Origin of the sequence: Streptomyces sp. NPDC102270, assembly GCF_044766405.1 — a bacterium.
Lineage (GTDB): Bacteria > Actinomycetota > Actinomycetes > Streptomycetales > Streptomycetaceae > Streptomyces.
In genome coordinates, this window is the sequence record NZ_JBIWLX010000042.1 from 17,973 (window position 1) to 28,650 (window position 10,678).

Below are 10,678 nucleotides of genomic sequence, written 5' to 3' on the forward strand. Positions count from 1 at the left end.
CCTAACCAGCGTGAAGAGAGGCTGGAGTCACTTCACAGCACAGCCTCTCACCGCACTGGAGACAGCGATGAACCGTCGGTCCATAACCAAGCGCGCAGCCATCGTCACCGCGACCGCGATCGTCGCTGTGGGAACCGTCGGCACCGTCGTCGCCACCGCCGGGCCGGACGCCGCGAAGCAGCCCACCAAGAAGGAGATCGCGGGCCTGTTCACCACCTGGAACGCGGCCCTGAAGACCGGTGACGCCGACAAGGTGGCGAACCTGTACGCCAAGGACGCGGTCCTGCTGCCCACCGTCTCCAACAAGGTCAGAACCAACCACGCGCAGATCGTCGACTACTTCGAGCACTTCCTCCCGAACAAGCCGGTCGGCAAGAAGGTCCAGACGATCGTCAAGGTCCTCGACGCCAACTCCGCGATCGACACCGGCGTCTACGAGTTCACGCTCACCGACCCGAAGAGCGGCGCCAAGCGCGTCGTCGAGGCCCGCTACACGTACGAGTACGAGAAGCGGAACGGCGTCTGGAAGATCGTCAACCACCACTCCTCGGCGATGCCCGAAGGCTGATCTCCACCTTCAGCCCGCCCCCCGGCGCGTCCGCCAGCGTCACCGTCCCGCCGTCGTCGGTCACCAGCTGTTTGACGACGGCGAGGCCGAGGCCCGAGCCGGAGCGTCCGGTCAGGCCCTGACCGCGCCAGAAGCGGTCGAAGGCACGGGACTTGTCGGTGTCGGACATGCCGGGTCCCTCGTCAAGGACCGACAGCACCACCCTGTCCGCCCGGGACTCGACCTCGACGGTGATCCGGCCGCCGTCCGGCGAGACCTCCAGGGCGTTCGAGAGCACGTTGTCCAGCACCTGGTCGAGATGGCCGGGGCCGGCCAACACAGACGGCCGGTCGTCGACAACACTCCCCCTGAGCGCGATGGTGACTCCGCGCTCGTCGGCGGCCGGCCTCCACACCGTCAGTCGCTCGTCCACGATGTCCCTGAGCGGCAACGGCTCCGCGGCGGCCACCTTCGCCTCCGCCCGCGCCAGCACCAGCAGGCCGTTGACCAGGCGGCTCATCCGGACCACCTCCGCCGTCGCCTGCTCCACGTCCTCCCGGACGAACTCGTCGTCCACCGCGTCCGCGATGTTGTCCAGCGACAGGCGCAACGCGGTGAGCGGGGTGCGGAGCTGGTGCGAGGCGTCGGCCACGAAGATGCGCTGCGAGGCCACCAGGGTGTCCAGACGTTCGGCGCCCTGGTTCAGGGTCCGGGCGAGCGTCTGCGTCTCCGGCGGGCCCGTCACCGGGGAGCGCGCGGTCAGGTCGCCGTCGCTGAACTTGCTGGCCATGGAGTTGAGTTCGCGCAGGGGTGCGGTGATCCGGCGGGCGGCATAGGCGCCGATCGCGGCGGCCGCCGCGAGGACCAGCGCGGCGAGTGCGGCCCGGAAGCCCCAGATCTGCCAGAGGCGTCTGGTCATGTCCGAGGTCGAGTAGACGATCCGTACGGCCGCGTCGCCCTTCGCGGGGACGGTGACCGTCAGATGTCTGCCCCAGACGAAGTCGGAACCCCAGTCGGTGGTCGACTCGTCCTTCTCCACGGCCCGCTTCAGCGCCGCGTCCGCGGCGGGGACCGGCAGCTTCGGGTCGCAGCGCGCGGTGGGGGTCGCCTCGACGTCGCCGTACGCCCGGGCCACCTCGGTCAGGGCCTCGCACGAGGTGCTGCTGCCGTTGCTCAGCAGCAGCGCCATGGTGTTCGCCTCGCGCAGGACCGACTGCCTGGTGTCGTCCCGCAACTGCTTGGTCAGCGTGAAGGCGACCGGGACGGTGAACAGGAAGATGGCCACCGCGACCAGCAGGATGTAGCTCCGGATGAGCTGCCGGTTCATGAGACCCCGTCGTCCTGGGCGATCTCCAGCCGGAAGCCCACGCCGCGGACCGCCTCGATGACGACCGCCCCCGCGAGCTTGCGCCGCAGCGCCGCCACGTGCACGTCCAGCGTCTTGGTCGGGCCGAACCAGTTCGCGTCCCAGACCGCCTCCATGATCTGCTCGCGTGACATCAGCGCGCCCGGCTCCTCGGTGAGGAAGGCCAGCAGGTCGTACTCCTTGGGCGCGAGGGGCACCTCCTCGCCGTCGAGACGGACCCGGGCGGCCTTGCGGTCGACGGTGAGGCGGGAGCCGTAGGTGTCGGGGCCCGCCGCGGCTTCGGTACGGGGCTGCGCGCGCCGCATCACGGCCCGTATCCGCGCGATGACCTCCCGGACCCCGAACGGCTTGGTCACGTAGTCGTCGGCGCCGAGCTCCAGGCCGACCACCCGGTCCGTCTCGTCGCTGCGCGCGCTGATCACGATGATCGGTACGTCACCGCGCTCGCGCAGCGCCCTGCACACATCGAGGCCGTCGGTGTCGGGCAGCCCGAGATCGAGCAGGACGACGTCGTAGGGACCCTGGTGGCCGAGGGCGGCCGCGCCGGTGGAGACCCACTCGACCTCGAACCCGTACCGGGTCAGGCCTCGCCTCAGGGACTGGGCTACCGGCTCATCGTCTTCCACCAGGAGTACGCGCACAGCCGCACCCTAATCCTTGAAACTTAATTCACAGTCGCCACACGGGTCCCACCAGTCCGTGTGACGCGGTGCACTTTTCCCCGGGGCCGCGTTTGGGCATGCGCTGACCTGGGCGTGCGAATCTCACGATGCGATACCGCGAAGGTGAAATTCGGGCACTCGTTAAACTGAGCCGACACACACGGACTGAGCGAGGAGCGCACGTGGGCCTTGTCGTGCAGAAGTACGGAGGCTCCTCCGTAGCCGATGCCGAGGGCATCAAGCGCGTCGCCAAGCGAATCGTCGAAGCGAAGAAGAACGGCCACCAGGTGGTCGTCGTCGTTTCCGCGATGGGCGACACGACGGACGAGCTGATCGATCTCGCCGAGCAGGTATCGCCGATGCCTGCCGGGCGTGAGTTCGACATGCTGCTGACCGCCGGAGAGCGGATCTCCATGGCACTGCTGGCCATGGCGATCAAAAACCTGGGCCACGAGGCCCAGTCCTTCACCGGCAGCCAGGCCGGCGTCATCACCGACTCGGTCCACAACAAAGCCCGGATCATCGACGTCACGCCGGGCCGTATCCGTACGGCCCTCGACGAGGGCAACATCGCCATCGTCGCCGGCTTCCAGGGCGTCAGCCAGGACAAGAAGGACATCACCACGCTCGGGCGCGGTGGCTCCGACACCACCGCCGTGGCGCTCGCGGCCGCCCTCGACGCCGAGGTCTGCGAGATCTACACCGACGTCGACGGCGTGTTCACCGCCGACCCGCGCGTGGTGAAGAAGGCGAAGAAGATCGACTGGATCTCCTTCGAGGACATGCTGGAGCTCGCCGCCTCCGGTTCGAAGGTGCTGCTCCACCGCTGTGTGGAGTACGCCCGTCGCTACAACATCCCGATCCACGTCCGGTCGTCCTTCAGCGGACTGCAGGGCACGTGGGTCAGCAGTGAGCCGATCGAGCAAGGGGACAAGAAGGTGGAGCAGGCCATCATCTCCGGTGTCGCGCACGACACCTCCGAGGCCAAGATCACGGTCGTCGGCGTGCCGGACAAGCCGGGTGAGGCCGCGGTCATCTTCCGTACGATCGCGGACGCCGAGATCAACATCGACATGATCGTGCAGAACGTCTCCGCCGCCTCCACCGGGCTGACGGACATCTCCTTCACGCTCCCCAAGGCCGAGGGCCGCAAGGCCATCGACGCCCTGGAGAAGAACAAGTCCGGCATCGGCTTCGACTCGCTGCGCTACGACGACCAGATCGGCAAGATCTCGCTCGTGGGCGCGGGCATGAAGACCAACCCGGGTGTCACGGCCGACTTCTTCACCGCCCTGTCCGACGCCGGCGTGAACATCGAGCTGATCTCGACCTCCGAGATCCGCATCTCGGTCGTCACGCGTGCCGACGACGTGACGGAGGCCGTCCGCGCTGTGCACAGCGCCTTCGGGCTCGACTCCGACAGCGACGAGGCCGTCGTCTACGGGGGCACCGGGCGATGACCGTACGACCGACGCTCGCGGTCGTGGGGGCGACCGGAGCCGTCGGCACGGTCATGCTCCAGATCCTGTCCCAGCACGCGGACATCTGGGGCGAGATCCGACTGATCGCCTCCCCCCGCTCGGCCGGCCGCAAGCTGGCCGTGCGCGGGGAGCAGGTCGAGGTGGTGGCCCTGTCGGAGGAGGCCTTCGACGGGGTCGACGTCGCCATGTTCGACGTACCGGACGAGGTGGCCGCGCAGTGGGCGCCGGTCGCCGCCGCCCACGGTGCCGTAGTCGTGGACAACTCCGGCGCCTTCCGGATGGAGTCGGATGTGCCCCTCGTGGTGCCCGAGGTCAACGGGCACATGGCCCGGATGCGGCCGCGCGGGATCATCGCCAACCCCAACTGCACGACCCTGTCCATGATCGTGGCCCTGGGCGCGCTGCACGCCGAGTTCGGGCTGCGGGAGCTGGTGGTGTCCTCGTACCAGGCGGTCAGCGGTGCAGGGCGGGCGGGCGTCGAGACGCTGCGGCAGCAGCTGTCCCTGGTCGCCGGCACCGAGCTCGGCACGCACCCCGGTGACGTACGGCGGGCGGTCGGCGACAACACCGGGCCGTTCCCGGAGCCGGTCGCGCTGAACGTCGTACCGTGGGCCGGGTCGCTGCGCGAGGACGGGTGGTCCTCGGAGGAGATGAAGGTGCGGGACGAGTCCCGCAAGATCCTCGGCCTGCCCAAGCTGCCGGTCGCCGTGACCTGTGTGCGGGTCCCGGTGGTCACCGTGCACTCCCTGACCGTCCACGCCCGCTTCGAGGGCGAGGTCACCGTCCGCAAGGCGCGCGAGATCCTCGCGACCGCCCCCGGGGTCGTCCTCTTCGACGATCCGGCGGCCGGGGAGTTCCCCACCCCCGCGGATGTCGTCGGCACCGATCCCACCTGGGTCGGGCGGGTCCGGCGGGCCCTCGACGACCCCACCGCGCTCGAACTCTTCGTGTGCGGAGACAATCTGCGCAAGGGTGCCGCGCTCAACACCGCGCAGATCGCGGAACTCGTGGCGGCCGAGTTCGTGTGACGTGCGTACCGTGGCGGATCTCCCGTACGCAGTTGTGCCTACGGGAAAAGCCCTGGCCATGACCGGAACGCTTTGTAGGATCTGTGGGCGACATGTGGTGCGACTAATGGTCCGTACCACTTGATCCCGGCGTCTGGACGTCCGAAGATTTCCCTCCCCGCTCTCCGCAACCGTGCGAAGGGCGGGGAGCGTCTTTGCGAACGCCCTTTCAGGGGCGCGGGGATGCAGGCGAGGCGTGGGGACGCCTCGGCACTCGGGACACAGGGGAAGAGCGGGTAGGGCATGAGCGCGTTCGACGCACGGTCAGTTGTGCTGCCTGAGAGAAGATGGACGGCCGCGTACAACCCTCACCGGGGTGAGTGTGTCCAACTGTCGTGGCTCAGGTACTCGACTTCCCTGCCGCGCCGAGCGGCGCGGCTGTCCTCAGGCCCCGCAGGCCCGGGGCTCCCGGTGGCATGCCGGTGATCGCCCCGATGCCCGCAGCGCGGCCCGCCCGCATACCCAGTCAGCGTGACGGAGCCGAGAACGCCGAGGACACCGCGGTAGCCGGTACCACCGTCGACCACCTCACCGAGACCTACCGGGCGCACTACCGCTCCCTGCTGGGTCTCGCCGCCCTCCTGCTCGACGACACCGCCTCCTGCGAGGACGTCGTCCAGGAGGCCTTCATCCGCGTCCACTCGGCGCGCAAACGCGTCCGCGACCCGGAGAAGACGCTCGCGTACCTGCGCCAGACGGTCGTCAACCTCTCCCGCTCGGCCCTGCGCCGGCGCATCCTCGGACTCAAGCTGCTGTCCAAGCCGATGCCCGACATGGCGAGCGCCGAGGAGGGGGCCTACGACCTGCTGGAGCGCGACTCGCTCATCAAGGCCATGAAGGGCCTGCAGCGCCGTCAGCGCGAAGTCCTCGTGCTGCGCTACTTCTCGGACATGACCGAGGCCCAGGTCGCCGATACGCTCGGCATCTCGCTGGGCTCCGTGAAGGCGTACGGCTCCCGGGGGATCGCCGCACTGCGGGTCGCGATGGAGGAGCCGGTGTGAGCGGCGAAGGAGATGCAGAGGGACGGCGCCACGAGCCTTACGCGTGGCATGAGCCGACCGGGGAAGGCACGCACGAGCCGACCTGGACGGCGCGGCAAGAGCACAAGCAATCGCACGCTGGGAACGGAACTGTGAATCAGGGCCCCGACGATCTGAGCTCCACGGGGGAGTTCGACTCGGACGAGCTGGCACTGCGACGGATGCTGCACCAGGCGGTCCGGGAGATGGAGCCGCGCGACGGCACCCTGGACCATCTGCGCAAGGCGGTGCCCGCCCGGCGGGCACGCAAGAGGCAGGCCCTCGTCGGCATGGCCGCCGCGGCCCTCTTCTGCGGCACCGCGATCCCCGCCGTCGTGCACGTCTCCTCCACCGGCACCAGTGCCAACACCTCCAACGCCGGGCACACCTCCCAGGCGCAGGGCGGCGCGGGCCAGGGCAAGCAGGAGAACGGCGGCGAGTCCACCTCCGGCGGCTCCTCGACCAAGACCGAGGACAAGGGCAAGGGCACGCCGAAGGGCGAGGACAAGGGCAAGAACGCGGGCGCGAGCACCGGCGCGAGCAGCGGCACCGGCCCGTCCGCCACGACCACCGAGAGCGCCCCGGTCTGTACGGCCGCACAGCTGGGCACACCCACGGCGAGCACCGCGGTGCCCGACGCCTCCGGCACGGTCTACGGCACGTTCCACATCACCAACGGCTCCACCGCCGCCTGCACGGTCAACGGTCCCGGCACCGTGACACTGAGCGCGCAGGGCGCGGCCGACAGCGGCAAGATCAGCCCGGCTCGGCACGTGTCCGGCGACGCGGCCTCGGCAGGGCTGCCCGACCCGTCCCTGGAGGTCTCCCAGCTGCTGCTCCAGCCGGGTTCCTCCTACGACGTGAAGTTCGCCTGGGTGCCGTCCGAGACCTGTCCCACCACGGAACCCTCGACGGACCCCACCCCCGACCCGACGACGTCCCCGGACAGCTCCAGCGGCGCCGGTGGTTCCTCCACCGGCGGCGACACCGGCACCTCCACCCAGCTCCTCACGGCGGACGGCACGGCCGACGGCAGCGTCCTGGTGACGAACACGGCGGAGGGCGGCGGACCGTCGGTGTCCACGACGGTGACCAACGCGTGCGCGGGGGTCGTGTACTGGACGGGTGTGCTCGCCTCGTCGTGACGGCGTGAACGGGCCCCGACGGGGCGACGGGCGTCGGGGGACGCCCGGGTTCAGGCGCTCGCCTTCTCCTGCGGCTGCTCCTGGGACCGCTGCCCGTCCTCGTCCGGGAGGATCCCCAGCTCCGCGTCCCGGATGAACTCCACCTCGCGGCGCATCAGACGGAACCACATGAAGAGCACGAAGCCGGCGAAGACGAACCACTCGCCGGTGTAGCCGAGGTTCTGGAAGGCCTTGAGGTCGAGCCCGCTGTCGCCGGGCGCGGTCGCCGGTACGGCCTTCATCCCGGAGTCGCCGGTGTTGAGGGTGACCCACGCGTCGTACACGTCGTAGGGCACGAGGTTGATCAGGGAGGCCGCGCTGATCGCCGCGGTCTGGCCGGCCGGTAGGCCGCCCTGCGCGCTGACGCCGTTGTCCCCCGGGGTCTCCGAGGCCTGCAGCGCACCGGTGACGGTGACCTCGCCCTTCGGGGCGGCGGGGACCTTCGCCGGGTCGGGGGTGCCCGGCAGCCAGCCCCGGACCACGGGCAGGGCCTTGCCGCCGTCGGTGCGCAGCAGTGTCAGGACGTAGTAGCCCTCGCGGTCGTCGAGTTGCCGGTCGGGGACGAGCAGCTGTTTGTCGTACCGGCCGGTCGCGGTGGCCTGCTTGCCGGAGGTCGCCTTGTTCACCGGCAGCAGCTCGGCCAGCGGCCGCGCGGCCTCCCGCTCGTCGGTGACGACCGACTGCTGGGCGTCCCGGCTCTCCGTCATCCGGTCCTCGAACCGGCTCAGCTGCCACGACCCCATGAAGAGGCAGAACGGGATGGCGAGCAGCACGAAGATGGTGATGCCGAACCAGCGGGGCGTCAGCAGAAACCGGTACACACTCCCACGGTACGGGGCCGCCGAGCGCTGCCGGGGCGCGGGGTCAGTACCGCTCGGTGAGGTGGTCCCGGCCGGCCGGGGGTTCGTACGGCTCCGGCCAGCTGTGCCGATATGCGCCTACCGGCGCGTGGCGGTGATCGTGGATATACGGCCGCTGTCGTCGCCGGTGAAGGAGGAGACGGCGTACATCTCCTCCAGGCCCACCGTGGCGTGGATCCAGGTGACGACCTGGCCCGGCTCGGCGACGATCCGCTCGATCCGCAGGTGCCAGTCGCCCGGGTACTCACGGTTGAACTCGACGTACCGCTCCCGTCCGCTGATCCGCCCGCGGGACTGCGGCAGGGTGTAGACGACGTCCTCGGTCAGGGTGTCCGCGAACGCGGTCCAGTCGCGGGCCTCGGCGAAGGCCCGGAAACTCTCGACGCTCTTGCGCAGACCGGTCATGGGGACGAGTCTGCACCCTGCCACTGACAACGGGTCCGCGACGGGCTTTCCGAGCTGGTCGTGGGTGGTTCGGGTAAGCGGCTGGTAGAAGTTGTCCACAGGCTGGGGACCTCGTCTACGGATTGTCTGTGAAGGCAGGCAGTATGGGGTCATGACTGAGAGCAACGGGTCCGCCGCGGCCGGGCGGAACAACGAGATGCCGGACTGGGAGAAGCGCTTCCGGGCGCCGCGGGTGTCGCTGCCCGACTGGGCGGAGGACGCCCCCGACCGCTCCCTGTTCGTGTCCAACGCCACGGGGACGTACGAGCTGTACGCCTGGGACCGGGCCACCGGCGTCCAGCGTCAGGTCACGGACCGGCCCAACGGCACCACGGACGGCGTGCTCTCCCCGGACGGCGCGTGGATCTGGTGGTTCGACGACAAGGACGGCGACGAGTTCGGCGTCTGGCGCCGCCAGCCCTTCGAGGGCGGCGCGGACGAGTTCGCCGCGCCGGGCCTGGACGCCTCCTACCCGGCGGGCCTGGCCCTGGGCCGGGACGGCGGTACGGCGGTCGTGGGCCGCTCGACCGACGACGAGGGCACCTCCATCCACCTCGTGCGCAGCGGCGAGGACCCGGTGGAGATCTACCGCCACCGTGAGTCGGCGGGCGTCGGCGACCTCTCCCGCGACGGCTCGCTGATCGCGATCGAGCACACCGAGCACGGCGACGCGATGCACTCGGCGCTGCGCGTGGTGCGCCCCGACGGCAGGGCGGTCGCCGAGCTCGACGACACCGAGGGCGGCACCCGGGAGCTGGGCCTGGAGGTCCTGGGCTTCGCCCCGGTCGACGGCGACACCCGGCTGCTCATCGGCCATCAGCGGCGGGGCCGTTGGGAGCCGCTGGTGTGGGACGTGGCCACGGGCGAGGAGACCGACCTCGCCCTGGACCTGCCCGGTGACGTGGGCGCCGAGTGGTACCCGGACGGCACCGGCCTGCTCATCGCGCACAGCTTCGAGGCCCGCAGCGAGCTCTTCCGGTACGACCTGGAGAGCGGCAAGCTGGAGAAGGTCCCGACGCCGCCCGGCTCGGTCTCCGGGGCGACGGCCCGCCCCGACGGCAGCGTGGAGTACCTGTGGTCCTCGGCCGCCGAGCCCTCGGCGGTGCGCTCGACGACGGGTGAGGTGGTGCTGGACCCGCCGGGTCTGAAGTCTCCCGGTTCGGTGCCGGTTCAGGACGTGTGGGTGGAGGGTCCGGGGGGCCGGATCCACGCCCTAATCCAGAAGCCCGCCGGCAGCACGGGGCCGCTACCGACGGTCTTCGACATCCACGGCGGCCCTACCTGGCACGACAGCGACTCGTTCGCGGCGGGTCCGGCGGCATGGGTGGACCACGGGTACGCGGTCGTCCGGGTCAACTACCGCGGCTCCACGGGGTACGGGCGGGAGTGGACCGACGCGCTCAAGCACCGGGTCGGCCTGATCGAGCTGGAGGACATCGCGGCGGTCAGGGAGTGGGCGATCGGCTCGGGCCTCGCCGACCCCGACCGGCTGATCCTCACCGGCGGTTCCTGGGGCGGCTATCTCACGCTCCTGGGCCTGGGCACCCAGCCGGACGCGTGGGCCCTCGGGATCGCGGCGGTGCCGGTCGCGGACTACGTCACGGCGTTCCACGACGAGATGGAGGCGCTGAAGGCGATGGACCGTACGTTGCTGGGCGGCACGCCGGAGGAGGTGCCGGAGCGCTTCGAGGCGTCGTCCCCTTTGACGTACGTGGACCAGGTCAAGGCTCCGGTGTACATCTCGGCGGGCGTCAACGACCCGCGGTGCCCGATCCGTCAGGTCGACAACTATGTGAAGCGGCTGGAGTCGAGGGGGGCGGTGCACGAGGTGTACCGGTACGACGCCGGGCACGGTTCGCTGGTGGTGGACGAGCGGATCAAGCAGGTGAAGCTGGAACTGGACTTCGCGGCAAGGTATTTGGGGTCGCGGCGGTAGGAGTTTCGTCCGCGGGTTCGTTGTGGCTGGTCGCGCAGTTCCTCGCGCCCCTGAGTCGGTGCACTCGAAGTCGGCCGAGCTGTACCCACCCAGGGGCGCGGGGAACTGCGCG

General features: G+C 70.2%; 9 protein-coding genes and 1 pseudogene. 6 read left to right on the forward strand and 4 right to left on the reverse strand.

Annotation, left to right across the window (positions count from 1 at the left end):
• The first annotated feature begins 67 nt into the window (after positions 1 to 67).
• On the forward strand, positions 68 to 568 hold the full coding sequence (locus ACIRP7_RS44195; RefSeq protein ID WP_403672276.1) for an SgcJ/EcaC family oxidoreductase: 501 nt from the start codon (positions 68 to 70) through the stop codon (positions 566 to 568).
• Here ACIRP7_RS44195 and ACIRP7_RS44200 read toward each other — a convergent pair.
• Together ACIRP7_RS44200 and ACIRP7_RS44205 are read right to left on the reverse strand one after the other, a co-directional pair.
• On the reverse strand, positions 534 to 1,874 hold the full coding sequence (locus tag ACIRP7_RS44200) for a sensor histidine kinase (protein WP_403672279.1): 1,341 nt from the start codon (positions 1,872 to 1,874) through the stop codon (positions 534 to 536). The genes ACIRP7_RS44195 and ACIRP7_RS44200 overlap by 35 nt on opposite strands.
• Positions 1,871 to 2,554, reverse strand: coding sequence for a response regulator transcription factor (locus tag ACIRP7_RS44205; protein ID WP_403672282.1), 684 nt, complete (start codon positions 2,552 to 2,554; stop codon positions 1,871 to 1,873). The genes ACIRP7_RS44200 and ACIRP7_RS44205 overlap by 4 nt, the downstream gene beginning before the upstream one ends.
• A 203-nt stretch (positions 2,555 to 2,757) precedes the next feature.
• Between ACIRP7_RS44205 and ACIRP7_RS44210 the strand changes: the two genes are divergently transcribed.
• From ACIRP7_RS44210 to ACIRP7_RS44225, 4 genes are all read left to right on the forward strand, one after another.
• Positions 2,758 to 4,035, forward strand: coding sequence for an aspartate kinase (locus tag ACIRP7_RS44210; RefSeq protein ID WP_355749197.1), 1,278 nt, complete (start codon positions 2,758 to 2,760; stop codon positions 4,033 to 4,035).
• A complete protein-coding gene (locus ACIRP7_RS44215) occupies positions 4,032 to 5,084 on the forward strand; it encodes an aspartate-semialdehyde dehydrogenase (protein ID WP_403672285.1) in 1,053 nt (350 codons plus the stop codon). The genes ACIRP7_RS44210 and ACIRP7_RS44215 overlap by 4 nt, the downstream gene beginning before the upstream one ends.
• Positions 5,085 to 5,539: 455 nt before the next feature.
• Positions 5,540 to 6,124 carry a SigE family RNA polymerase sigma factor gene (locus ACIRP7_RS44220; protein ID WP_393602799.1) on the forward strand — a complete coding sequence of 195 codons (585 nt, stop codon included), beginning with the start codon at positions 5,540 to 5,542 and terminating at the stop codon, positions 6,122 to 6,124.
• A gap of 131 nt (positions 6,125 to 6,255) precedes the next feature.
• Positions 6,256 to 7,287: a hypothetical protein gene (locus ACIRP7_RS44225; protein ID WP_403672287.1), complete on the forward strand. Its 1,032-nt coding sequence runs from the start codon at positions 6,256 to 6,258 to the stop codon at positions 7,285 to 7,287.
• A 50-nt stretch (positions 7,288 to 7,337) separates the two neighbouring features.
• On the opposite strand, the gene ACIRP7_RS44230 is transcribed toward ACIRP7_RS44225, so the two are convergent.
• Together ACIRP7_RS44230 and ACIRP7_RS44235 are read right to left on the reverse strand one after the other, a co-directional pair.
• Positions 7,338 to 8,147, reverse strand: coding sequence for an SURF1 family protein (locus ACIRP7_RS44230; protein WP_403672290.1), 810 nt, complete (start codon positions 8,145 to 8,147; stop codon positions 7,338 to 7,340).
• 43 nt (positions 8,148 to 8,190) lie between these two features.
• Positions 8,191 to 8,591 (reverse strand): annotated as a pseudogene (locus ACIRP7_RS44235) (nuclear transport factor 2 family protein).
• Positions 8,592 to 8,742: 151 nt separating this feature from the next.
• On the opposite strand from ACIRP7_RS44235, the gene ACIRP7_RS44240 reads away from it, so the two are divergent.
• Complete coding sequence (locus ACIRP7_RS44240) at positions 8,743 to 10,566, forward strand: prolyl oligopeptidase family serine peptidase (protein WP_403672293.1); 1,824 nt, start codon at positions 8,743 to 8,745, stop codon at positions 10,564 to 10,566.
• The last annotated feature ends 112 nt before the right edge of the window (positions 10,567 to 10,678 follow it).

Excerpts from the sequence above, each read along its gene's own strand:
- ACIRP7_RS44220 (WP_393602799.1), top strand. The coding sequence starts at position 5,540 with ATGCCGGTGATCGCCCCGATGCCCGCAGCGCGGCCCGCCCGCATACCC.
- ACIRP7_RS44195 (WP_403672276.1), top strand. The coding sequence starts at position 68 with ATGAACCGTCGGTCCATAACCAAGCGCGCAGCCATCGTCACCGCGACC.
- ACIRP7_RS44200 (WP_403672279.1), bottom strand. The coding sequence starts at position 1,874 with ATGAACCGGCAGCTCATCCGGAGCTACATCCTGCTGGTCGCGGTGGCC.
- ACIRP7_RS44240 (WP_403672293.1), top strand. The coding sequence starts at position 8,743 with ATGACTGAGAGCAACGGGTCCGCCGCGGCCGGGCGGAACAACGAGATG.
- ACIRP7_RS44215 (WP_403672285.1), top strand. The coding sequence starts at position 4,032 with ATGACCGTACGACCGACGCTCGCGGTCGTGGGGGCGACCGGAGCCGTC.